This is a genomic window from Pseudomonas monachiensis (assembly GCF_047345015.1).
Classification (GTDB): Bacteria; Pseudomonadota; Gammaproteobacteria; order Pseudomonadales; family Pseudomonadaceae; genus Aquipseudomonas; species Aquipseudomonas monachiensis.
This window is the reverse complement of record NZ_CP178857.1, coordinates 3,609,499-3,633,750: the sequence shown is the minus strand read 5'-3', so window position 1 is coordinate 3,633,750 and position 24,252 is coordinate 3,609,499. Positions and strand designations below refer to the sequence as shown.

The 24,252-nt window shown below is 55.7% G+C and carries 22 protein-coding genes and 1 pseudogene; 12 read left to right on the top strand and 11 right to left on the bottom strand.

Annotated elements, in window-relative coordinates:
- Window positions 1–49: 49 nt before the first annotated feature.
- The 5 genes from ACMDB8_RS16175 to ACMDB8_RS16155 are packed head-to-tail and all read left to right on the top strand — an operon-like array spanning window position 50 to window position 2,028.
- Entirely contained in the window at window positions 50–829 is a 780-nt protein-coding gene (locus ACMDB8_RS16175; RefSeq protein ID WP_409078687.1) for a phage tail protein, read from the top strand.
- Window positions 829–1,119 (top strand): hypothetical protein, encoded by a 291-nt coding sequence (locus ACMDB8_RS16170; protein WP_409078688.1) that lies wholly within the window; start codon window positions 829–831, stop codon window positions 1,117–1,119. The genes ACMDB8_RS16175 and ACMDB8_RS16170 overlap by 1 nt, the downstream gene beginning before the upstream one ends.
- Window positions 1,116–1,376 (top strand): hypothetical protein, encoded by a 261-nt coding sequence (locus ACMDB8_RS16165; RefSeq protein WP_409078689.1) that lies wholly within the window; start codon window positions 1,116–1,118, stop codon window positions 1,374–1,376. Before ACMDB8_RS16170 ends, ACMDB8_RS16165 begins: the two co-directional genes overlap by 4 nt.
- A gap of 59 nt (window positions 1,377–1,435) precedes the next feature.
- On the top strand, window positions 1,436–1,861 hold the full coding sequence (locus tag ACMDB8_RS16160) for a cell wall hydrolase (RefSeq protein WP_409078690.1): 426 nt from the start codon (window positions 1,436–1,438) through the stop codon (window positions 1,859–1,861).
- Window positions 1,858–2,028, top strand: coding sequence for a hypothetical protein (locus ACMDB8_RS16155; RefSeq protein ID WP_409078691.1), 171 nt, complete (start codon window positions 1,858–1,860; stop codon window positions 2,026–2,028). The genes ACMDB8_RS16160 and ACMDB8_RS16155 overlap by 4 nt, the downstream gene beginning before the upstream one ends.
- Here the strand turns inward: ACMDB8_RS16155 and ACMDB8_RS16150 are convergent.
- Window positions 2,025–2,597, bottom strand: a complete 573-nt coding sequence (locus ACMDB8_RS16150) for a lecithin retinol acyltransferase family protein (RefSeq protein ID WP_409078692.1) — start codon at window positions 2,595–2,597, stop codon at window positions 2,025–2,027. The genes ACMDB8_RS16155 and ACMDB8_RS16150 overlap by 4 nt on opposite strands.
- A gap of 198 nt (window positions 2,598–2,795) precedes the next feature.
- Here ACMDB8_RS16150 and ACMDB8_RS16145 point away from each other — a divergent pair.
- Window positions 2,796–2,963 (top strand): annotated as a pseudogene (locus ACMDB8_RS16145) (lysis protein); the annotation flags it as partial.
- Window positions 2,964–3,007: 44 nt separating this feature from the next.
- Here ACMDB8_RS16145 and ACMDB8_RS16140 read toward each other — a convergent pair.
- The 7 genes from ACMDB8_RS16140 to ACMDB8_RS16110 form a co-directional block, all read right to left on the bottom strand.
- Window positions 3,008–3,328 (bottom strand): hypothetical protein, encoded by a 321-nt coding sequence (locus ACMDB8_RS16140; protein ID WP_409078693.1) that lies wholly within the window; start codon window positions 3,326–3,328, stop codon window positions 3,008–3,010.
- Window positions 3,329–3,609: 281 nt separating this feature from the next.
- Window positions 3,610–4,155 (bottom strand): hypothetical protein, encoded by a 546-nt coding sequence (locus ACMDB8_RS16135; RefSeq protein WP_409078694.1) that lies wholly within the window; start codon window positions 4,153–4,155, stop codon window positions 3,610–3,612.
- A gap of 126 nt (window positions 4,156–4,281) precedes the next feature.
- Window positions 4,282–4,563, bottom strand: coding sequence for a hypothetical protein (locus ACMDB8_RS16130; protein WP_409078695.1), 282 nt, complete (start codon window positions 4,561–4,563; stop codon window positions 4,282–4,284).
- A 147-nt stretch (window positions 4,564–4,710) separates the two neighbouring features.
- Window positions 4,711–5,271, bottom strand: a complete 561-nt coding sequence (locus ACMDB8_RS16125; protein ID WP_409078696.1) for a DUF1643 domain-containing protein — start codon at window positions 5,269–5,271, stop codon at window positions 4,711–4,713.
- A gap of 101 nt (window positions 5,272–5,372) precedes the next feature.
- Entirely contained in the window at window positions 5,373–5,582 is a 210-nt protein-coding gene (locus ACMDB8_RS16120; RefSeq protein ID WP_409078697.1) for a hypothetical protein, read from the bottom strand.
- A gap of 790 nt (window positions 5,583–6,372) precedes the next feature.
- A complete protein-coding gene (locus tag ACMDB8_RS16115; protein WP_056724165.1) occupies window positions 6,373–6,702 on the bottom strand; it encodes an antibiotic biosynthesis monooxygenase family protein in 330 nt (109 codons plus the stop codon).
- A 646-nt stretch (window positions 6,703–7,348) separates the two neighbouring features.
- Window positions 7,349–8,020, bottom strand: a complete 672-nt coding sequence (locus ACMDB8_RS16110; protein ID WP_409078698.1) for a tetratricopeptide repeat protein — start codon at window positions 8,018–8,020, stop codon at window positions 7,349–7,351.
- Window positions 8,021–8,524: 504 nt separating this feature from the next.
- Between ACMDB8_RS16110 and ACMDB8_RS16105 the strand changes: the two genes are divergently transcribed.
- From ACMDB8_RS16105 to ACMDB8_RS16095, 3 genes are all read left to right on the top strand, one after another.
- Complete coding sequence (locus ACMDB8_RS16105) at window positions 8,525–8,689, top strand: hypothetical protein (protein WP_223542058.1); 165 nt, start codon at window positions 8,525–8,527, stop codon at window positions 8,687–8,689.
- A 125-nt stretch (window positions 8,690–8,814) separates the two neighbouring features.
- Window positions 8,815–12,627 carry a beta strand repeat-containing protein gene (locus tag ACMDB8_RS16100; RefSeq protein WP_409078699.1) on the top strand — a complete coding sequence of 1,271 codons (3,813 nt, stop codon included), beginning with the start codon at window positions 8,815–8,817 and terminating at the stop codon, window positions 12,625–12,627.
- Between the two features lie 613 nt (window positions 12,628–13,240).
- On the top strand, window positions 13,241–17,014 hold the full coding sequence (locus tag ACMDB8_RS16095; RefSeq protein WP_409078700.1) for a beta strand repeat-containing protein: 3,774 nt from the start codon (window positions 13,241–13,243) through the stop codon (window positions 17,012–17,014).
- A gap of 93 nt (window positions 17,015–17,107) precedes the next feature.
- Here the strand turns inward: ACMDB8_RS16095 and ACMDB8_RS16090 are convergent, their stop codons facing one another.
- Complete coding sequence (locus tag ACMDB8_RS16090) at window positions 17,108–18,001, bottom strand: LysR family transcriptional regulator (protein WP_056727425.1); 894 nt, start codon at window positions 17,999–18,001, stop codon at window positions 17,108–17,110.
- Window positions 18,002–18,097: 96 nt separating this feature from the next.
- On the opposite strand from ACMDB8_RS16090, the gene ACMDB8_RS16085 reads away from it, so the two are divergent.
- Both ACMDB8_RS16085 and ACMDB8_RS16080 read left to right on the top strand, forming a co-directional pair.
- Window positions 18,098–19,243, top strand: a complete 1,146-nt coding sequence (locus ACMDB8_RS16085; protein WP_409078701.1) for an alpha/beta hydrolase — start codon at window positions 18,098–18,100, stop codon at window positions 19,241–19,243.
- A gap of 45 nt (window positions 19,244–19,288) precedes the next feature.
- A complete protein-coding gene (locus ACMDB8_RS16080) occupies window positions 19,289–20,500 on the top strand; it encodes an MFS transporter (protein WP_223542055.1) in 1,212 nt (403 codons plus the stop codon).
- Between the two features lie 233 nt (window positions 20,501–20,733).
- Here ACMDB8_RS16080 and ACMDB8_RS16075 read toward each other — a convergent pair whose 3' ends face one another.
- A complete protein-coding gene (locus tag ACMDB8_RS16075) occupies window positions 20,734–22,164 on the bottom strand; it encodes an IS1182 family transposase (protein ID WP_223542648.1) in 1,431 nt (476 codons plus the stop codon).
- A gap of 74 nt (window positions 22,165–22,238) precedes the next feature.
- On the bottom strand, window positions 22,239–22,856 hold the full coding sequence (locus tag ACMDB8_RS16070) for a LysE family translocator (protein WP_409078702.1): 618 nt from the start codon (window positions 22,854–22,856) through the stop codon (window positions 22,239–22,241).
- A 408-nt stretch (window positions 22,857–23,264) separates the two neighbouring features.
- Here ACMDB8_RS16070 and ACMDB8_RS16065 point away from each other — a divergent pair, with 408 nt between their 5' ends.
- Entirely contained in the window at window positions 23,265–24,020 is a 756-nt protein-coding gene (locus ACMDB8_RS16065; RefSeq protein WP_056727421.1) for a hypothetical protein, read from the top strand.
- Window positions 24,021–24,252 lie beyond the last annotated feature (232 nt).

Genomic DNA, 24,252 nt, shown 5'->3' with positions numbered 1-24,252 from the left:
CTAAAGCCAGCCCGCCATGAGCGGGTTTTTTATTGCCTGGAGAAAACCCATGCCCTGGTATAGATCAGGAACAGTCGCTGTCACTAGCGGCAGCACCACCGTGACCGGCACCGGTACGGCCTTCGCCGCCAACGCTCGCGTGGGCGATGCTTTTCAAGGCCCGGATGGTCGTTGGTACGAAGTCTCGAACATTGCCAGCACTACGGTGCTTTCGATTCTCCCCGCCTATCAAGGTGCTACCGCCGCTGGCGGGGCGTATGCCCTGGCGCCGATGCAGGGTTACGTGAAAGAGTCCGCCGACCGCCTGCGGCAATTGGTTGACCAATGGGGCGCCACGTTGGCCGGGCTCGGCACGGTCTCTGTCGAAAACGTGGTGCCTGTTGCAAAAGGCGGGACGGGTGGCACTACTCAGGCCGCGGCACGCGCAGGCTTGGGTTTGGGCGCCGCTGCCGTCGCGGCTATTCTCGGAACCGTCTCGCAAGGCGGCGGCGTACCTTCCGGCGCCATTTTTGAAAAGGTGGTGAACGCGAACGGTGAGGCCACGAAATTTGCAGACGGCCGGCTGATTTGCACGGGGCCAATTGCGGACTTCACCGTTGCTGCCGGCGCCATCGCGACGGTGTCGCCGCTGGGCGTGTTTCCGGTTCTGTTTGTGGACACCACCTACACCTATCAGGCCTTTGGCACCCCTCAATCAAGTCTTGATGTGTATGGCTACACCACAGATAACGCAAGGGCCAACTGGTCTGCCAAGGCGATCTACCGCAATGGTCCGACCGCTCAAACAATCTCCGGTGGCCGGTATTTAGCAATAGGAAGGTGGTTCTGATGATTATCAAGCTTTCACCGCAGGGCGGCCGGGTGCCGCTTTCAGTTCAAAAAACCGGCGATGTGCTGATCATCAACGGGGAGTCGTTCGACTTTCGGCAACTGCCGGAGGGTGCGGTTCTGCCCTGGTCGGCGGTTCACTGCCAGCATGTGGTGGGGGATGTGACCCGTCTCAATGGGGATCTCATTATCGCCCTGGGGATTCCTTGCGACGAGGATTCCAGTATCGCGGTCCGCTTCCCCAGCGACATTGTTAACCCGCCCGATGGTGATGTGAGGCTTCCAGAATGAACATCGACTTCAGCCAAATGATCACCGCCGAGCAGCAGCAGGAAGATCGCAAGAATGCGGAGCTTGAAGCTGCGCTCAATGCGCGTCGGACCGCTTACCTTGCCGAGTCAGATCCGTTGCGTTTGGAGGCGGACTATGACGCGCTATCCCAAGGCCTCGAGCCTGACTATACCGCGTGGCTCGCGTCGGTGGCCGCCATCAAAGCCCGGTACCCGTTGCCGGTGAGTGCCGAAGCGTCCGAGTCCAACGAAACCTAAGTGCCTAGCGCACACCAAGGCCCGCCAAGTGCGGGATTTTTTTTGCCCGGAGAAAAGTGATGACCGTATCCGAGAATGACCGCGACATCCTCGCTCGCACGTTGTGGGGCGAGGCCCGCGGCGAATCCCTGGCTGGCCAGATCGCCGTGGCCTGGACCATCTGCAACCGCGTGAACGACGGCAAGACCAAGTCGTGGTGGGGGGAGGGCTATGCCGGTGTGTGCCAGAAGCCGTACCAGTTCAGCTGCTGGAACAGGAGCGACCCGAACTACGTCTACCTGAGCGGCGCCAAGAAGATTCCTTTTCGTGAGCTCGCGCAGGCGCGGATTGCCGCTGACCAAGTGATCGATGGAAAGGTGCCGGATCCCACCGGCGGTGCCACGCACTATTACGCGACCACTATGCCCAAGCCGCCGGCCTGGGTGAAAGGTGCCAAGCAGACATTGAAGCTCGGTCACCACGTCTTTTTCAAGGATGTGCCATGAGTCCCACCGCGCTGAAGTTGGCGCTGGTGGGTGAGCTGGCGTTGCTGCTGTTCACCGCTAGTGGCGTGTGGAAGGTGCAGGACTGGCGCTATGGAAAGCAGCTCGCCCGTCAGGACGGCCTGTATCAGGGCGATCTGACCACCAACAGCAACGCGGCTGCTTGTTAATATTTATACTTCATATCCCAGACTCTCCAAGTGTCATGGTTGATAAATGATTTTGATCGTTGCTTTAGATCTTCAATAAATAAACAAGAAAATGTTGATGGTGTTTGGCTTAGGCATTCGAGTGTGAATTTATGGCAGTTGTTGTTGAGTAGATTATATTTTACCTTTCTGCCAATTTGCGCTTTGGCGTAAGCAGCAGCTTTTCTGGAGCCGATTGGCTTGCCTCCTTTGCAGGATGTGTAAATTGCTAGCGCTGTATTTGAACCTTTTAGTCTGTTCATGAAGACATTTGCAGTCACGCATTCGATACGTCCAGAACCGTCCAAATGCACCACTCGGCCATACCCGACATATATTCCAGAATGGTCGGCTGCGCCCGAAACCAAGCCGCTGTAGACAACCCCGCCGATTGCGGGAGTTTTGATTTTGTCTAAAATAAAATGTCCTGAAAAGCCACTAATTACAGAGTCTATGATTGGGTTGCTTTCTTTTTTTTTCCTGCTGTCTGGATAGCCGGAGGTTGGCACTGACATTTCTAATATTTTACCGATGGTGCTAAGCCAGCTCATATTAAACATCCTTGTAAGAGTCAGTTAATTGAAGCATTTATCACCCATAATCAAAATGAGATCAGTAGTTGGACAATGAATCTCATATCAGGCGCTCTGTTGGTGGGCGAGTTGCCATCATACAAGCCGGGTGGAATTTTACCAATCGCGCCGATTCCTTCTGTGCGCACTTTTATGAGCTTTGCTTGGGCATCATGATGTTCAGGGCTAGCCGGTTCCGAAACCGGCGGCATGGTTTACCGAGGAGCGCGCGCCCAACTCGCCCCAGCGCATGCTCAACGAATTATCGGAATCACCGACGCGGGTGACCAAGGACTGATAGCGCTGGCGGCGTGCCAGGCATATGTGAGAGAGTTAAATCGATAGTTCTTCGCAAAGAAGTGAGCGAGCGAATAGGGGGCAGACGAGTTCTATCCATCGGCATCAGATGTTAGCTTGTAATAAAACTGATACACACGGTCTGCATCCGCACATATTTGCGCATATTGAGCAGGAGTCTTTCCAAGCCTTGCCGATTCCATGCCGAGGAATCTCTCAAGGAACTCATCACCACCTGGCATCTTGGTCGATTTCTGGAACTCAGCCATCTGCACGAGGGTAGTGCATCCACCTGAGATCTTTGCCGATACGAATGCGCCGTGAAGCTGCTGCGACTCTGTTTGATCCGCACTTGCTAACGCGCAGGAGATTAAAAGAAGCAGGCCGATGTACTGGGAAAGTCGTCCACACATGGTAATAGCCTCCTGTTTTAGCCTCAGCTTAGCTTCATAACACACTAGGGTACGAGGCCTTCCACGTAATCGTGCGAAGCTTATTGTAGAACTCGCTAATGAGCTTATTGTTGGAAAATGTTTGGAGTGACGAGCGGTCGGCAGGACGCCTGAGATGGCTGGGCCAATTTATCGGGGAAGGGCGGAGGGCTGCGGGGAATTCTTGGGGCTGGACCCTTGGATTCAAAGGCCAATCCCCCGTCTATCCACGTGTTGACGTCATAATTAAATGTCGCGTTTACCTAGCAAGTGACTGAAGAATCCTCCAAGTACTGGTGAAGCTCTGACAAGAAGTTGCAGTGCCCTTTGACCTTATCCAGTTCGGTCAACAATGCATCAATCCGGAAAGCCATCAGTTTGGCTTTGCCGTCATCCAATGGGATGCCATCGCGCTTTTCCGCATCCGACTTGTTCTTACTGATTGCCACTAGGTGCTGCCCGCCAACGTGCCTTTTGACAACCCAATGAGAAAAGGTATGTCGGAAAACCCTGTGCATTTCGATGGTTTCTACCGCTGATATAATCCTGGCTGTATTGATTTTCAGGCCGGTTCGCTCAGCTTCCTTCCTGGTATGGAGTAACACGTCGGCATCATTTAGTTTGTACGCAAAGTCACTTGGAGCACCGACCCGCTTTTCACGAAGCATGGCAATCAAACCGCGGCACAATGTGTCCGCCACGCAATACATCTGGATAAGCCCACCGATCAGGGCGAGCTCCTCCTTGCCGATCCCCTGCAGGAGTCGTAGAAGTTCGATAGTGCTATCTGCGGCTTCCAGCCGGTTCACGAGTTCCAGAGTCTCTTTATCAACATTACTCGGGGTCGAACCAGTTTTTCCATTTTTTCCTCGATTTACTGACCTGGCATGGTGGCACTCAAACGGTCTGCACCCAGCTGGCGCAGGGTGACCGATTCAATAGGGTTTGAGGTCGATCAGATAGCTGGCGATATCTTCGCCACGTTGCGCGAACTCTTCGATATCGCTTTCGAATGCCCCCACGTCCCCTGGGCGGTGCTCTTTCAGACAAGCCGCGATTGCTTTACGAAAATCGTCCGAGCTTATTTGTACGCCAAGTTCATCAAATGCTGCTTTCAACGCTCGGTGGAAGCGCTGGTCGTCCATCGGATGACCGGTATGCCAAGTGTCCACACGTAGCCAGGGTTTCAGCAGGAGCGAGAGCTTTTCAATATCCATACTTGCCTCAACGTTAAATCAACCGATGGCGGTCGGAAGTCCGTACCAATTTTTGTATCACTGACCGTGTAAAGCAGGTTAAAGCCGGGTATTCCAAAGTAAGGAAGTGCCCGGTTTCATTGGCCTTGAGTACTTTACCTTACCCCTTTAGGGTCGCGGTGTGATTATGTAGGGCAGCAATCTAGCGTTTTTCTTTTGATAGAGCGGATGGACTGGAGACCCGTTCTGGTTGAGGCCTAAACAAAAGACCTTTGCTGGGTCGCACACCTCCCGCAGAATTTTCTCCACCTCAAGTCCTCGCTTGTGACCGGCATTCCCCCAACTCACTATAACTATTCCTGCCCTAGCTGCGATCCGCCGAATGTGATCGTCGTTTTCCGAGAGGTTGACTTCCGATGCTGTGGCAAGGTGCGACGAATCGGTACCGCGAATTGACATCACGTTGAGCTGGTAATAGGCGCCGAAGCCCAAGTCCATTGCTCTGCGTATCATGCGATCAACAGTTGGATCGTCCCCTTCTTCCGCCGCACCTGAAGGGTTCATGCTGATTCCGCACGCGTAATGCTCTGGGTTGCCCCAGTGCCGGAAAAGCGTGAATCGGTGAGTTCGGTCGTCGTTGAAAAATGTGCGCTGCTCGACAAGTGCATCTACGGGGTTTTTAGGCAGCGGGGCCGCAGATCCGAAGTCAGCGGCGACGAATTTTGACATTGATAAATCTCGAAAGGAGGAAAGGACTTATTTTTCTACTTTAGCATTGGATCATCGTCGGCCACCTGGAGTCGGCCTGTTGAATCCACAGCTGATAGTCGTCACTCCGGCGTCATCATCAATGCGATAGTCATCTTGATGAATTCTTCATTCTTATCGATGGCTTCAATGGCGGCGCGCACGTTGTCGGCGACGTCGGCTGACCCGCGCTGCTCAACCCAATTCGAAAGCTCCATGATGGCTGCTTCCAGGGCGAGCTGGTTTTCATTGATCTTGTACAGCAGGGAAGGGAGTAGGTCTGAGTTCGGCATCGCGAATCCTCTATGGAGATTTCAGCGTAGCATCGGAAAATAGTGCACGTAGAGGTTGGTGTTCGTCGGCAGGACGCCGGGGAGGGGAATGTAATGCTGACATAAAGCTGTCATTGCATAGCCAAACTGAGCCATACAAACCCCAAAGGGGGATTTTTGAGGGCCTGAAAGCCGCGGTCTGCGCGGCCCTCAGGGTTGCCCTTCAAGATGATGAACCTGGATCGCTTCAATCTAAAATAGGAGAAGTTGTCGTAACGTTGGTATTGCCGGCAAAAAGTCTCCCGGCTCGCCCTCCGGCTCCTGCATCGGCGGAGGGCATTCAGCGACCATAAATCTTGGCGATCGGGGTCCAGTCTTTGTGGGCGAGTTGCTTGGCTGCCCACATTGGATTCTCGCCCGCAGATAACCTTTATCTATCCGGTTTCTGGTCCGCCAGGTAGTTATTGGTCGATCCATATCAGGCACAACGCTGCGGCAGCGCTGAACATGATTGACTGTCGAGTTGGACTTTCTCCGACGAACGATATCGATTAAATAAAAAGGCCCGCTGATTAGGCGTAATGCTGTTCACTTAAGAGATAGAACAAACAATAAGCTCCCTCGCCACAGATACAGTGTTCGTCCTTAAGTGAGCTGCATTACGCCACTAAGCAAGCCCAGCACGTAAACGCCAATGCGATGAGCCAACAGGTTGATTACGATGTCGAAGATGAACTCCATTTTTGATCCGCGTATTTCCTTGTCGGTTTTTCTACGCACATCCGAAAGACTATTCTGGTCGATGGAATGCTTAAGTAGCTGTTGCGATTGGCCATTTCTCGCCAAGCTTGGAGTCACCATAGGTTTTGATGACCTCAGAGATGATGACTTGATAACCGGCAAGCCAATTTTCCTGGGCAGCCTTTGCCTCCAGGTGACGGGGATGCTCAACCAATATCTGAAGTGCTTCGAGAGAACTCCAGTAGTACACATTGGAGAAGAGGCCAGTCTGTGGATTCTCCCAAGCTTCTTCGCCAAGGTAACCAGGGATCGATTTTGCGATTGCAGCGATTTCCTGATCGAGTCGGTGGAAGGCTTCATCAAACTGCTTTTTGGCAAAGATGAACGTTGAAGAGTACATAGGCTTTGCTCCTTTCGCGGCGTTTGGTTGCCGATGATTGGACTGACCGGACTTGGGTATGCCTCAAACCTATGCTAGCTGGTTGGCTTCCCAGCTATCAGTAGACGATGCATCTGGCGTAATGTTTTCCGCCGATTGTGTCTGATAGCGTTCCTTGTCCATGCGTAACTCCTTGTTCGGCTTGAGTGTCGCGCTAGAAACGCGACATGAGGTGAGGAGGAAAAGCGACATGACTTTTGCGCCCATTACTGGCGCATTAGCGGCGCGCCCATGGTCTGCTTTTGGCCGTTTTCTGCCTGTGGTGACCGGCAGAAAACGACCCACGCTGTGTAAAAACGCAGGCACTGTTTTGAAGTCTGCGTCGCTACGTAAAATCTGCCAGTGATTGGTTAATCAGCGGACCTGAAATTTGCGTAGGAATGCGATTTTCATTCAGGTTCTGACCATCAAACCTGTTCTAAAACGTTTTTACACAGCCTCGACTAAAAGCGGCCGGTGGTACGGCCGTAATGAGATTAGGTAGTGACTACAAAAATAGGGGCGATTCACGTTTAAATCGAAATTTCGCAAAACCGTGGTCCGCCCCTTATTGGCGGGCGGTAATTTGCTACCTGCGCCCCCTGTATTCCGGAGGACGCGTTTCAGCCTATTGCGATTCGCCGCCAGAGGTAGTCGTCGTAGTTTTCAAGTATTGATCCAGCGGTATCAGCAGATTTTTGGCTTGGCCTAGCTCATCCGAAAGTGTCTGGGCTGTTGTGATCATGTTGGCGGTTAAACCCCTGGTCGCTGCAATGTTACTTTTGGCTTTGTTTGTGGGCGAGTTGTCCATGGTTGCCGACTGTATAAGCAGAGCTAGGCCCAGATTTTTGTCCACCTTCACGCCATCGCCGCGCATATAGAGCATGCCCAGATTACCGACGGCGAGCGCATCGCCTTGCGCTGCTGCCTTGCGATACCACTGATTGGCCTGCGCAAAGTCCACGGCAGTGCCACGACCGTTTTCATACAGCACACCGAGATTGTATTGCGCGTTGGAGTTGCCTTGCTGCGCAGATTTTTCATACCAACTAATTGCTTGTGTTTCGTCCTTGGCAACCCCGATGCCCTGCTCGTACATTAGAGCCACATTGAACTGGCCATCGGCGTTGCCTGTGTCCGCAACGGTGCTAAATTCCTTAAATGCCAGCGGCAAGTCACCGGCTTGATAGGCCGTAACACCTTCCTCTAAGCCGGCTTGCGCCGGTCCGCTCAGGAAGCTGAAGATCGTCGCGAGCGCTAGGGCTGTGGTGGAGTGAAGTATTCGATTCATCGCTATCATGTGAAAGTCTCTGGTTCGTTGGTGAAGACCGCTGATCTATGATTAACACTTCTAATGACTACCAGAGGCAGACCACAGCTTAGGCTGTTACGGTTTAATCGTGGTCTATCCGTCGATACTACTGCCCTCACATCTTTTTCGCGAAACTTCTCCGGTCTTACCGGTCACCTCTCGCTACAGCCCAATGCCAAGCCTTCGCCCCGCAATTCTGCAAGTTGCGACCGGCTGTTTCTGGCCGATTTCTGCCTTCCACAATCGGCTGAAATCGACCCAGGCTGACGGTGGCGACAAACAAAAAATCGGCCGATAGCTGTCCGTCACGAAGGGCCGCAGTCAACTGATGCAGTCATTTGTGATCGTCAAGCGTATGCCAAAAAGTAAGGACCACCGTCGAGAGCTAGTCCTGCCACCGGAGTCCAAATTGGAAAGTATGTCATCCACTGTTCTGTCCTAGCCTGCTTACCCAAGTGATGGGAAGCGACGACCGGACAAGCGAAGTGGCAAATGGCTATATACACTGAGTGCCACTCTCTGTGCGGCCGGGCTCTGGAAGGTTGCAAGCGGGCGCTCTACGGCGACACCGATGCGGACAGCACAACCGAGTTTGTCACCCGGTTCACCGGCGCAAGCACCTTGGCCATGAGCGAACTGAATGAAAATGAGTGCTGACCTAAGTGGCCTCGACGAATTTCGATGCAATGCCCGGCGGCTTCATCTCGCCTGTTACTGATGACAAATAACAACACCGCCGCGTGGGTTGCCACTTGCGGCCCTGCATAAAGGAAAAATCCCACATGGCCGTGATAACAGGCACTACGAGCAATGATGATCTATTGGGGACAAGTGAGGCCGACAGCATTACCGGGCTGGCGGGGGATGACATTCTCGACGGCGGTGGTGGTCAGGATACGGCTATCTATTCGGGCAACGCCGGCGACTACCGCTTCGGATGGAGCAACGGCCAACTGACGGTCACCGACCTGAATGTCGTTGGTGGCGATGAGGGTACCGATTACCTGCGCAATATCGAAAGCCTGCAATTCGCCGACAGGGTTCTGAGCGTCAAGGCGGGCGGTGAAAGCCGGGTCAGTACGTTGACGCCGATGACTCAGGACAGTATCTCCATTACCGGGCTGGCCGACGGTGGGTGGCTGGTGTCCTTGCAGTCCTCTGATCCAGTCAATGGGAACGATATTTTAATCCAACGCTACAGTGCAGCAGGCGAGCGGTTGGGCGATGAGATTGCTGTCGCCCCTTCGCAATACAATCAGGAATACTCCGATGTCGCCGGGCTGGCTGACGGTGGCTGGGTGGTTACCTGGTACACCTATCTGCAGGTCGACACTGGCGACATCTATGCCCGGCGTTTCAACCAGGCTGGTGAAGCCGTGGGTGAACCATGGCGCGTCAATACCCACACGACTGAGAGCCAGAACAGCCCGGCTGTGACAGCACTGGGTGATGGTGGTTGGGTGGTGGTATGGATGTCGCGGGACGTCGCTGGCAATAACTTCACGATCGAGGCCCAACGCTATGACGCAGCGGGCATCGCTGTGGGGGGTGAAACCCAGGTCAACACGACGACAGGCGATAATCAGATCGTGCACTACAGCACTGACGTGACGGCCCTGAAGGACGGTGGCTGGCTGGTGACCTGGCATGCGAATCACCCAGACGAAAGCCGCTTCGATATCTATGCCCAGCGTTACGATGCAACCGGTAACAGGGTCGGCAGCGAAACTCAGGTAAACACCAACACGCTGGATGTCCAGTACATTCCTGCGGTCACGGCCTTGAACGATGGTGGCTGGCTGGTGAGCTGGTCATCCTCCAGCCTAGCTACCAATAGTAACGATATCTACTTCCAGCGCTATAACGCCAATGGTCAGGCGGTCGGCGGTGAAACCCTCGTCATAAACAGCCCTCACTATGCCACGCAGTCTCAGAGTCACTCCGATGTAACGGCATTGGCTGATGGCGGCTGGGTGGTGACCTGGGAATCGGGCGGCGAACAAGATGGCAGTGGGATGGCTATCTATGCCCAGCGCTACAACGCCGCGGGCCAAGCCGTCGGTGGCGAAACGCTGGTCAATACCACCACTGACGGCCATCAGGTTGCCGCCAAGGTCACGTCTCTGGAAGACGGTGGCTGGGCAGTGACCTGGGTGTCTATAGGACAGTCCAGTCATGTCAATGACGGCGTCTATGTCCAGCGCTTCAGTGCCGATGGCACCGCGGTACGGCTGGAGGTCACTGGCGGGAGCGGTGATGACACGCTGAACGGTCAGGGTAACATGCTGCTGGCCGGGGGCACTGGCAATGATACTTATGCAGTGGGCGACAGCCTGATTCAACTTCGTGAAGAGCTGGGTGCCGGCACTGACACGGTCAAGTCGGCTGTGAGCTGGGTGCTGGGAGCCAACCTGGAGAACCTGACGCTTACAGGGACTTCAACGATCAATGGCACCGGTAACGGCCTCGCCAACACGCTGACCGGTAACGCCGCCGCCAATACGCTCAACGGCGGTGCCGGCGCCGATGTGATGAGCGGCGGCCTGGGCAATGACATCTACTACGTCGACCATGCCAGCGACGTGGTCAACGAAACCTCCGCCACCGGCGGCGTCGACACCGTCGTTTCCAGCGTCAGTCGCACCCTCGGCATCTACCAGGAGAACCTGACCCTCACGGGCAGCGCGGCGCTCACTGGAACGGGTAACAGCCTCGCCAACACGCTGACCGGCAACGCCGCCGCCAATCACCTCTACGGCGGTGCCGGCAATGACTTTTTAAATGGCGCCGCAGGTATCGACAGGATGACGGGCGATGAGGGTTCCGACATCTACTACGTCGACAACGCGGCTGACGTCGTGGTTGAAACCAATGCCACGGCCAGCACCGGCGGCAGCGACACGGTCTACAGTTTTCTCAGCGCCTACACCCTCGCTGCCAATGTCGAGAATGGGCGCGTCCTCGCCACCGGGATCGCCGGCCTGACGGGTAACGGCCTCGACAACACCCTTTATGCCGGGGTCGGCAACAACGTCCTCAATGGTGGCACCGGCGTCGATACCGCCTCCTACCTCTATGCCGCCAGCGCAGTCACCGTCAGCCTGGCCGTGACCACGGCCCAGGCCACCGTCGGATCAGGCGCCGACACCCTGATCGCTATCGAAAACCTCACCGGCTCCAGCTACAACGACACGCTCAGGGGCAACGCCGCCGCCAACCTGCTGAGCGGTGGTGCCGAAAACGATACGCTCGACGGTGGTGCGGGCAATGACGTTTTGAATGGTGGCACTGGCGCTGACGGGATGACGGGCGGTGATGGCTCCGACCTCTACTACGTCGACAACGCTAGCGACGTCGTGGTGGAAACCAATGCCACGGCCAGCACCGGCGGCAGCGACATGGTCTACAGCTCTCTCGGCGCCTACACCCTCAGCGACAATGTCGAGAACGGTCGCCTCCTCGCCACCGGGGGCGCCGCCCTCACGGGCAACAGCCTTAACAACACCCTCTATGACGGGACCGGTAATAACGTCCTCAATGGCGGCACCGGTGTCGACTCTGCCTCCTGGCTCTATGCCGGCAGCGCCGTCACCGTCAGCCTGGCCGTGACCACGGCCCAGGCCACCGGCGGCTCAGGCGCCGACACCCTGATCTCCATCGAAAACCTCATCGGTTCCAACTACAACGACAAACTCACGGGCAACGCCGCGGCTAACTTGCTCAACGGTGGCAGCGGTAACGATACGCTCGACGGTGGGGCGGGCAATGACGTTCTGGATGGCGGCGCAGGCCTCGACCGGATGACCGGCGGCGATGGGTCTGACCTCTACTACGTCGACAATACGGGTGACGTCGTGGTTGAAACCAATGCAACGGTCGGCACCGGCGGCAGCGACACGGTCTTCAGTTCCCTCAGCGCCTACACCCTCGGCGCCAATGTCGAGAGTGGCCGCCTCCTCGCCACCGGAGTCGCCGGCCTGACGGGCAACAGCCTCAACAACACCCTTTATGCCGGTGCCGGCAACAACGTCCTCAATGGCAGCACCGGTACCGACACGGCGTCCTACGCCTATGCCGGTAGCGCAATCACCGCCAGCCTCGCCGTGACCACGGCCCAGGCCACCGGCGGCTCAGGTTCCGACACCCTGATCGCCATCGAAAACCTCACGGGTTCCAACTACAACGACAGGCTCACGGGCAACGCCGCCGCCAACCTGCTGAACGGTGGGGGCGGGAACGACATCCTCATCGGCGGTACAGGCAAGGATGTCCTCACCGGCGGCGCCGGCAGCGACATCTTCGATTTCAACGCCCTCGCAGAAACGGGGCTGACCAGTTCCACCTGGGACATCATCACCGACTTCACCCGGGGAGCCGACAAAATCGACCTGTCGACGCTGGATGCCAACACGGCGACGACCACCAATGACGCCTTCAGCTCGGTCATCGGCAGTACCGCTGCTTTCAACGCGGCCGGACAGTTGAAGGTTTCAGGGGGCGTGCTGTATGGCAATACCGATGCCGACAGCGCCGCCGAATTTGCCATCCAGATAGTCGGTCTCAACAGCGCGACCACGGCGGACTTTATACTTTAACTTGCGGATCTGGCATCTGGCAGGGTGACGCGGAGCGGGTCACCCTGGATTTTCCAGACGCATCTGACTGTCTCCTTTTGGGCGTTTTATGCCCGTCGCGAAAGGCAACTAACTGCCAGAAACAGTCATTCGTGATCGTCAAAGCATGTCATCCACTTCTCTGTCTTGATCTGCTAGCCCAAGGCGAAGGCCACTCTGCCTCCATCAATACCGATTCAACGAATCCCGGCAAACCAAACAGGCTGATCTGCAGTAGTTTGCCTGGTATAGCGGCAATGCATTGCCGGCATATCCCCCCATGAGAGGCGACAATCGGGCAAGCACGATGGCAAATGGCTATATATAATGAGTGCCACTATCTTTGCGGCCGGACAGTAGCAGGTTGCATGCGGGGCGCTCTACGGCGACACCGATACGGGCAGCTCAGCCGAGTTGGTCACCCCACTCACCAGCGTAAGCACCTTGGCCATGAGCGAACTGAATGAAAATGAGTGCTGAACTACGTGGCCTCGACGAATTTCGATGAAATGCCTGGCACCCCGCCCGTCATTGATGACAACGAACAATACGGCCGCGTGGGTTGCCACTTGTTGCCGTGATTAAAGGAAGAAACATGGGCGTGATAAGAGGCACTACGAACAACGATGTTCTGGTCGGGACAATTGAGGCCGACAGTATTACCGGCCTGGAGGGGGATGACATTCTCGACGGCGGTCTAGGTCTGGACACGCTGGAAGGCGGCAACGGGGATGACACCTACATTCTCGACAAGATTCCCGAGCTGAAGTCTGGCTTTACCGATGTATCCGGGCTTTTGATTTTCGGCGTCCTGGACCCCATGTATGTATGGGGCGCTGTTCCACCGCCAATCAACGCTATCTTCTTTTCCGAATCATCCGGACTGTATTGGGGCCAAGCCAGCTACCAGTCCCGTGGCAGCGGTATTGCCACCCACTGGGTTTCCTTTGAGTCTGCGGGGGGATTAGCCTCCCCACAGGGCGTCGGCGACAGCTTCTTCTACAACTACCACGTAGACCAGGACCAAATAGTGGACAGTGGTGGTACCGATCTGGTCAAGTCCAGCCTGGACAGCTACATCCTGGACAGCTACATCCTGGACAGCTACATCCTGGGCAGCACCCTGGAAAACCTGGAGCTGACAGGCAGCGAAAATATCAATGGTTATGGTAACGACCTGAACAACCGGCTAACCGGCAACAGCGGCAAGAATACCCTGATGGGCTACGGTGGCGACGATGTCCTGGACGGAGGCGCGGGTGCCGACTCCATGCAGGGCGGTGATGGCGCCGACACCTATTACGTCGACAATCTCGGCGATGTGGTCAGCGAAACCAGCACAGGCGGCGTTGACCTGGTCGCCAACTCCCTCGCCAACTACGTGCTCGGTGCCAATATCGAGAGTGGCCGCATTCTCTCGACCGGAACCTCCAATCTGGGCGGCAACGCTCTCGACAACGTACTCTACTCAGGTAGCGGCAATAATAGTCTCTACGGTAATACAGGCTTCGATACCGTTTCATATGAGTATGCGGGCGCTGCTGTCACCATCAATCTGGGCACCGTAACGCAAGTCACGGGTGGCTCTGGCACGGATACCCTGGGAGCCATCGAGGCGGTGATCGGAGGCCGGCTCAACGACACCCTGATCGGTAACTCGCAAGACAATACCCTGGATGGCAATGTCGGCCGTGATCTTGTCAAGGGAGAAGGCGGCAACGATACCCTGATGGCTGAAGGGGGATATTCGGCGACGCTGGAGTCGATTGAATACGGCACGACATACGATGAATCTGGCAATCTGATCAGCGGCTATGACTTCTGGTTCTACCACGGCGAAACCCTCGACGGTGGCACCGGCAACGATTTCGTCAGTTATGCCAATGCCCAATCGAGCGTGGTCGTGAACCTGACCAGCGGCTTTGGGTATGCAACGGGTGCCATTTCTGTGCTCAACAGCAGGCCCCCTCCGGAGACCGGCATAGGGAACTTCATCAACGACGTCGAGCAAGCCATCTCAGACTTTGCCGACCAGTTGTGGAGTATCGAAAACATCATCGGCAGTAGTTTCAACGATATTCTGACCGGCGATAATGGGGCCAATATCCTCAGCGGCAAGTCGGGTGCCGACACTTTGATCGGCGGACTTGGCAACGACACCTACTATGTCGACAACATCGGCGACGTCGTTACCGAAACCGATGAGACGCTCAGCAGCGGTGGTAGCGATACGGTCCATAGTTCTCTCAACGCCTACACCCTCGGCGCCAATGTCGAGAACGGTCGCCTCACCGCCACCGGGGTTGCCGCCCTCACAGGCAACAGCCTCAATAACACCCTCTTTGCCGGGACCGGCAACAATGTCCTCAATGGCATGACCGGCGTCGACGCGGTCTCGTACGTCTATGCCGGCAGTGCAGTTACCGTCAGCCTGGCCGTGACTACGGCCCAGGCCACCGGCGGATCAGGCTCAGACACCCTGATCGCCATCGAAAACCTCACCGGCTCCAACTACGACGACACGCTCACGGGCAACGCCGCTGCCAACCTGCTGTACGGTGGCGCCGGCAATGACGTTTTGAATGGCGGCGCAGGCCTCGACAGGATGACGGGCGGTGAGGGTTCTGACACCTACTACGTCAGCAGCGCCGACGACGTCGTGATTGAAACCAATGCGACGGCCAGCACCGGCGGCAGCGACACGGTCTACAGCTATCTCGACGCCTACACCCTCGGCGTCAATGTCGAGAGCGGTCGCCTCCTCGCCACCGGGGTTGCCGCTCTCACGGGCAATAGCCTCGACAACACCCTGTTTGCCGCGGCCGGTAACAACGTCCTCAATGGCAGCACCGGTGTCGACACGGCCTCTTACGTCTATGCCGGCAGTGCAGTCACCGTCAGCCTGGCCGTGACCACGACCCAGGCCACCGGCGGATCGGGCGCCGACACCCTGATCGCCATCGAAAACCTCACCGGCTCCAACTACAACGACACGCTCACGGGCAACGCCGCCGCCAACCTGCTCAATGGTGGCGCCGGCAATGACGTTTTGAATGGCGGCGCAGGCCTCGACAGGATGACGGGCGGTGAGGGTTCTGACACCTACTACGTCAGCAGCACCGGTGACGTCGTGATTGAAACCAATGCGACGACCAGCACCGGCGGCAGCGACACGGTCTATAGCTATCTCGACGCCTACACCCTCGGCGCCAATGTCGAGAACGGTCGTCTCCTCGCCACCGGGGTTGCCGCCCTCACGGGCAATAGCCTCGACAACACACTCTTTGCCGCGGCCGGTAACAACGTCCTTAATGGCAGCACCGGCGTCGACACGGTCTCTTATGTCTATGCCGGCAGTGCAGTCACCGTCAGCCTGGCTGTGGCCACGGCTCAGGCAACCGCTGGATCAGGCTCGGACACCCTGATCGCCATCGAAAACCTCACGGGCTCAAACTACAACGACACGCTCACGGGTAACGCCGCCGCCAACCTGCTCAATGGTGGCGCCGGCAATGACGTTTTGAATGGCGGCGCAGACCTTGACAGGATGACGGGCGGTGAGGGTTCTGACACCTATTACGTCGACAACATTCGCGACGTCGTGATTGAAACCAATGCGACGGCCAGCATTGGCGGCAGCGACACGGTCTACAGTTTTATCAGCGTCTACACCCTGGGCGCCAATGTCGAGAACGGTCGCCTCCTCACGACCGGGGCCGCCGCCCTGACGGGGAACAGTCTCGACAACACTCTCTATTCCGGAGCCGGCAGTAACGTGCTCGATGGCAGCACCGGCGTCGACACCGCCTCCTACCTCTATGCCGCCAGCGCCGTCAGCGCCAGCCTGGCCGTGACCACGGCCCAGGCCACCGGTGGATCAGGCTCCGACATCCTGCTGGGCATCGAAAACCTCACCGGTTCCAACTACAACGACAGGCTCACGGGCAACACCGTAGCCAACCTGCTGAACGGTGGCGCCGGCAATGACACTCTGCAGGGTGGGGGCGGGAACGACATCTTGATCGGCAGTACAGGCAAGGATGTTCTAACCGGTGGCATCGGAAACGACATCTTCGATTTCAACGCCCTCGCAGAAACGGGGCTGACCAGTTCCACCTGGGACATCATCACCGACTTCACCCGGGGAGCCGACAAGATCGACCTGTCGACGCTCGATGCCAACACGGCGACGACCGCCAATGACGCCTTCAGCTCGGTCATCGGCAGTACCGCTGCTTTCAACGTGGCCGGACAGTTGAAGGTTTCAGGGGGCGTGCTGTATGGCAATACCGATGCCGACAGCGCCGCCGAGTTCGCCATCCAGATAGTCGGTCTCAACAGCGCGACCACGGCGGACTTTATACTTTAACTTGCGGATCTGGCATCTGGCAGGGTGACGCGGAGCGGGTCACCCTGGATTTTTCAGACGCATTTGATATTCAACCGGTCGAACATAGAACGCTCAACTTCTATATTTCAGCGCCTCCACCAATGCAGAAAAGGCGGGAGACGCCTGGCGTCTGTTGGGGTAATACAAATGGTAGCCCTGAAACACAGGGCACCAGTCGGCGAGGACTTCTTTGAGTCGGCCGTCGGCCAGATAGGGTGCGACCAACTCCTCTGGTACGTAGGCCAGACCAACGCCATCAACGGCAGCATTGAGAACATGCATGATGCTGTTGAAAACGAGTTGCCCATCTGCCTTGACCGTAAACGCCTGGCCATCTCGTTCAAACTCCCAGGCGTAAATCGCCCCTGATGGCCTGTGTCGAATATTGACGCAGTCATGGGCCGTCAACTCATGGGGCGTCGCTGGTGCCGATTTGCGTTCGAAATACGCCGCAGATCCCACCACCGCCAACCGCCAATCCGGTCCTATGCGAACCGCAATCATGTCCTTGCTGATCGATTCACCCATGCGAATGCCGGCATCGAAGCGCTCCTCGACCACGTTGGTGAATCCATAGTCGACGTAGAACTCCAGTGTGATATCCGGGTAATTCTTCAAGAAACCTGCAAGCATCGGCCGAATGCACAACTCAATCTGATCGTCAGTGCAGGAAATACGAATCGTGCCACTGGGCTTGTCCCGTAATTCGCTCAAGGCTTCAAGCTCAACAGCGATCTGATCAAAAAGCGGGGCGATCGAGCGCATCAATCTTTCTCCCGCCTCTGTCGGCGACACATTGCGTGTCGTGCGGGCCAGCAGACGTATCCCAAGTCTTTGTTCAAGTGCCCGGATCGTATGACTCAGCGCAGAAGGTGTAATGCCCAGTTTGGCGGCGGCTTTGGTAAAGCTTTGATCGCGCGCCACTGCCAGAAAAGCTTGGAGATCGTTGACTTTGGTATTGGCCATTGCTGAGTTTTTCTCAAAACCACATGAAGATTACGCCTACTAATCAGGGTACCTCGAATCCGTCAAGCTCTGTCACCTATCTGGAATGGAGTACTGATGATGAGCGAGACACCTGTAACCCTCCCTGAAGCTATAGCAGCCTTGACCCCTCCAGGGCTTGATCGGCGCGAATTCGTAAAGGCCACCGGCGTCAGCATTGCGGCTCTGGGCATCCTTTCGGTCGCAGGCGGGTCGGCCTTCGCAGCTGACTCGAAAAATGCGGTCAGCCCGCCAGAGGGCGCCGACAATTTTTATAAAAGCGACAAGGTCACTGTGCAGAAGGTGACCTTCAAGAACTCATACAATCTTCAGATCGTGGGCAATCTTGTAACGCCCAAAAATCTGGCTCGAAACGTTAAAGCACCGGCGATTATCGTCGGTCATCCCATGGGAGCAGTCAAAGAGCAAAGCGCCATGCTCTATGCACAAAAGCTGGCGGAACAAGGCTTCATCACGCTGGCGATAGACTTGCCGTTCTGGGGAGAGAGTGAGGGCCTGCCTCGTAACCAGGTTGCCCCCGAAATGTATGCCGACGCATTCAGTGCCGCGGTTGACTACCTGGGTACGCGGGACTTTATCGATCGCAAGCGTATCGGCGTGCTGGGTATCTGTGGCAGCGGTGGCTTTGCCATCAGTGCGGCCAAGATGGATCTGCGTATGAAAGCCGTGGCCACCGTCAGCATGTACGACATGGGCGCCGTCACCCGTCATGGTCTGGGGCGCTCAGTGACTGTCGAGCAACGCCAGGCCATGCTCGCCAAAGCCTGCGAGCAACGCTACGACGAGTTTTCTACCGGAACAATGCAATTACTGAACTATCTGCCTACGCAGCCTGGCAAGGAAACCGACCCGGTAACTCGCGAGTTTTGGGACTTCTATCGCACGCCACGCGGTATCCATATCCCTCATGGCAGAACGTTGGAACTGACGCAAAACCGCGCCTTGACCAGTGAAGTCCGGTTCGTGAATTTCTATCCATTCAACGATATCGAGACGATTTCCCCGCGTCCGCTGCTGTTCATCGCTGGCGATCAGGCGCACTCCAGAGAGTTCAGCGAGGACGCCTACCAACACGCCGCCGAACCCAAGGAACTGGCCTGGGTTCCCGGCGCGGGTCACGTGGATCTGTACGACCGTGTGAACTTGATTCCCTGGACCAAACTCACCGCCTTTTTTACCCGGCACCTGACGGTGGTTGGATAAAAGGCAAGTGCTTCTGCCAACAACTATTGGAAGAGAGGTTTTTGAATGACGGCTCAAGTATTCGACACCCCGGCAGGTGATGCTGTCGGCACGCCGGGGACTGGGGAACTGCCGGCTTACTGGAGTGGCATCTTTGCGATGACACTGTGCGTATTCGCTCTGATCGCTTCGGAGTTCATGCCTGTCAGTTTGCTTACGCCGATTGCATCGGATCTGCAGATCAGTGAAGGACTGGCCGGGTATGGGATCGCCATCTCCGGCGCCTTCGCGGTGCTGACAAGCCTTTCGATTTCCAGGCTTGCGGGATCAATGGACCGCAAGACGCTGTTACTTCTACTGACAGGAATTATGTGCGCGTCGGGGCTGGTGGTCGGTCTGGCGCCAAACTATACGGTGTACATGATTGGTCGTGCGCTGATCGGCGTGGTGATAGGCGGGTTCTGGTCGATGTCGGCGGCAATGGCCATGCGCCTGGTACCGTCCCATAGCGTGCCCAAGGCCCTGGCAATCTTTAACGGCGGCAATGCTTTGGCAACCGTAGTGGCCGCACCACTGGGAAGCTATCTGGGGAGTGTCATCGGTTGGCGGGGTGCTTTCTTCTGCCTGATTCCGGTAGCGATCGTCGCGTTGATCTGGCAGTGGATCAGCCTGCCAGCCATGACGGTGGCGCCGCGCAAAGCAGGCGCTGGCAATGTCTTTCGATTGCTCAAGAGCCCATTGGTCAGTTTCGGCATGTTGAGTGTGGGGGCTTTTTTCATGGGGCAGTTTGTACTCTTCACCTATCTGCGCCCGTTCCTGGAGACCGTTACTGGTGTAGATGTCTCCATGTTGTCGCTGATCCTGCTGGTCATCGGCGTGGCGGGTTTTGTCGGGACCATCCTGATCGGTACTTTCCTGAAGTTCGGCATGTATCGCGTCCTGGTCTGCATTCCACTCTTGATGGCCGCCATTGCACTTTCCTTGATTGTCCTTGGCGGCGGAGTCGTGGCAGCTTTTGTATTGCTGGGGCTGTGGGGCCTGATCGCGACGGCAGCACCTGTGGGGTGGTGGTCGTGGTTGGCCAAGGCGTTACCCAAGGATGCTGAGGCGGGTGGCGGCCTGATGGTGGCAGTCATTCAGCTATCCATTGCTCTGGGCTCTACCCTCGGCGGCCTGCTGTTCGACGGGAGCGGTTATCGCATGACATTTCTCGCAAGCTCTATCTTGTTGGTTCTCGCCACAGTGATGACCTTTTTCACATCGCGAAACCAGGCTTGAGAAGGCAGATTTGAGTAAGTCAGGCAGCAGTCCGTAATTTGCCAGATCGGATTTGATCCAACGTCTGCTATTGGCCGAGAGTGTGTAAAAACGTCAGATTGGGTTTCTATATCGACGCCAGGAGACCGTGCTCACGTTTCGCAAACTGATCGAGGTCACGACGTTTCCAGGAACAGTTAAAACGGCTCAGCAGCCTCTTAAAGTCTTTTGGATAGGGCAAAAAAGACCGGTTTTCACGCCGTTAACGCTTTCATCAAGCCAGTGGTGCCGATGATTTTCATGACCCGTTTCAAGTTGTAGGCGAGCACATTCAGGCTCATCTCTGCACTCACCCCGTTAAGCTTTCGGGTCAGGAAGTGTGTCGCGCCCATCCATTGTTTGAGCGTCCCGAAGGAATGCTCAACAGTCCGTTTTCGGATTCGCATCATCTCCGGCGCGTTGCTCAGCCGGGTCTGCATTTCCTCCAGCACGGCTTCATGTTCCCAGCGCCGGACTCGCCGCTCCGTACTCGGTGTGCACTTCGGTTTCATGGCGCAGCCCCGGCATTTCGAACTCCAGTAACGGTGCAACGTTAGGCCTTTTTCAACGTTGGTATAACGCCAGATCAGCGCCTCTCCAGCCGGGCAGATGTATTCGTTTTTTGCCGCGTCATAGATGAAGGCATCGTTGTTGAAGCGCCCGTCTGCTTTGGCTCCAGAGGTCATCGGCTTGGGCACATAGGCGGTGATGCCTGCATCGTGACAAGCCAGGATTTCTTCGCTTTTGAAGTAACCTCGGTCAGCCACTACCGACAGCACTTCTGGCGCCATCGCTTCGCGGGCCTGCTTGGCCATCGAGCTGAGTTGATCGCGGTCGGAGCCGACGTTGGTGACCTCATGCGCAACGATCAAATGGTGCTGGGTATCGACCGCTGTCTGCACGTTGTAGCCGACGATTCCAGTGCCGCGCGTCATCATGGAGCGGGCGTCTGGATCGGTCAGTGAGACCTGTTTATCTGGCGATTCGTTAAGCTGGATTTCAATCGCTTGAAGCTCTTTCATTTGCGTCTTCAGCTTGGCTATCTTCTCTTCCAACCGCGCTGTTTTTGGCTCAGAGGATATGGGTTCTTGTCGATCGGCTGCATCGAGTGCCGCTAGGTAACGGTTGATGCTCGATTCAATTTCTTCCATTCGCCGCTTTAGTTTGGCGCTGGTGAAATTGCGGTCACGATTGTTGACAGCCTTGAATTTACTGCCATCGATGGCAACAAGATTTTCTCCAAACAATCCCAACTGCTGACAGAGCACGACGAACTGGCGACAAACGCCTCGGATGGCCTTGCTGTTGTCTTTTCGGAAGTTGGCAATGGTCTTGAAATCGGGCATCAAACGCCCGGTCAGCCACATCAGCTCGACGTTGCGTTGGGCTTCTCGCTCCAAACGTCGGCTCGACTGGATGCGGTTGAGATAACCGTAGATGTAGATCTTCAGCAAGACCGAGGGATGGTAAGCAGGCCGGCCAGTATCGGCTGGGATGGCACGTTCAAAACGCAGATTGACCAGGTCGAGTTCATCGACAAAGACGTCGACTACGCGCACCGGGTTGGTATCGCTGACGTAGTCGTCGAGACTCTCGGGAAGTAAGGTGCCTTGGCCTCGATGTTCACCTTGAATAAAGCGCTTCATGGGCGATCCTTGCGATGAAATCCTCAGAAATCATAGCAAGGGTTTTCGGGCTGGATAGATACTCAATCGTAGACTTATTGAACCAGCTGCCGGATCCCTAGAGACAAAATCAAACCACCGCATAATCGATCAATAGCTTTTTTCCTCCTTCGATACGCTGAAGCGATCTCAGGTTGCGAAAGAGCGATTGCGACCACTCCATACCAAGTCATCGAAACCACCACTACGACTGCCAGCATCGACAAAAACGTGCTTGGTGAAACGTAGGTGGGGGCTGCCGCTGAGAAAATAGCGGCATAGAAGGCCATGGATTTAGGGTTGCCAATGTTCGTAACGACCCCTTGGATGAATGACTGCCGAAAGTTTCCGACGACAGCATTATTACAGGGGGCAAGCGCGCTCTTTCCGGCCTTGAGCAGCAGTCGGAATCCAAACCACATCAGATAGGCTGCCCCCAGAACTTTTACGATTAGCGCCGCCCAAGGGAACGCAGCAAACACAACGCCGATACCTGCGATTGCACAGGTGGCCCAGAACAAATTGACCAATACGATGCCTGCTACCAAGGCCAAAGCTTCTGACCGCGTAGCAGCTACCGCTTTGTGGACTACTGCAACGAAATTTGGCCCTGGAATAACGACACCGGCCAGGTAAACCAAAAAGACTGTCAAAACGGCGGGACCATCGATCATGTGCATTCCTTTGCGAGTGTTGTGGCCGGGGACGGTCATCATTCAGTTCAAAGCCGTCCGCGGCTTCAACGTACAACGAAATAAAAATTCGATACAGGGCTTTTGAGCGTAGTTGTGTTTTTACACACTCTGGGCCGGTTGAATCCACAGTCGTTTTCTGCCTGTCGTGACAGGCTGAAAACTGTCCGCGGCAAGCCAATTGCAGTCCTCCGCGAAAAACTACAATCGAACAGCGGTTTTCGAATATGCCTATAAATCCCTAGACGGCTCACTCCGACGGCATTTGATTGTAGATAAGAATAGGAATTTCAACTGACAACTGTGGCTTGCGGAAAAAATGCACTTCAGAAAAATGCAAATTAACCGACATAGCAGGGGGAGCTTTATCAATCATGCCAAGGAACATCCATGCGATACCCACTTAAATTCGGTGCAATTGCAGTAACAATCGCATTCATAGCGGGGTGCGGTCCCAAACCACCTGGCTGCGACAACGAAACGGTAGCAAACATTATCGGCGATGATGTCAAGAGCCAGATTCGGCAAGTACTCATCGACAACGCTAGACCTATGGTAGGCGGGCCGAAGGTAGACGAAACGGAAATTCAATCCATCCTGTCGGAGTTCAAACCCAAATTAATAAGCACGCGTACCACCAAGGTCGATGCTGCGATCAACAAAAGTTATTGTGCCGGAAAAATAGCTTTCGATGTCTCGAAAGATGCACTCTCGCGCGCGACAAAAGGAATGGACCACAACAACCTCGATAGCTCAATGAATTTGCTACTCATGGGGGTTTGGACGCATTCTCCGAATGGAGATTTCGACGCATATGGAGCCAAAGCAGGTATTAAAACCGGAGAGCGTGAATATGCTCAGGACATCGAATATACCGCGCAGCCTACAGATAATGGCGATCAAATGTATGTCGAGTTCAGTAAGTCACCGACCGTTACATCCTTTTTAGCGCAGCTGTCGTCAGCAGCCATCAACGGGAACCGACCTCCGAGACTAGCTCAACCAGTACCAGTTGCTAACAGCACAGACCCCGATAAATGCGTCGAAGGTAAGGTCGCAGAATTCCGTAGGAGCCAAGGTGAGGAAGCCCCTGTGATGAACGATATGCTCGAAGAATGGGAGCAGGATTGTGCTAATGGCCGGTAACTTTTTCTAGCCGGAGACAAAATCGTATCGGTTGAGTCTGCACGAAAAGAGACTTTGAGGATGATCGCCCAATCTATTGGGTAATTGTCGAGAGAAAAAAAACCTCCGCACGCTCAGCGTGTGGAGGCTTTTTCCAATATGCGTTGATACCCTTTCTTTTAGCGGTCTGCATCATCCTTGATTTAGGTTGACTGACTTCCTCAGGGCGTGAAGCGGACTGTCGCCTGGGCGA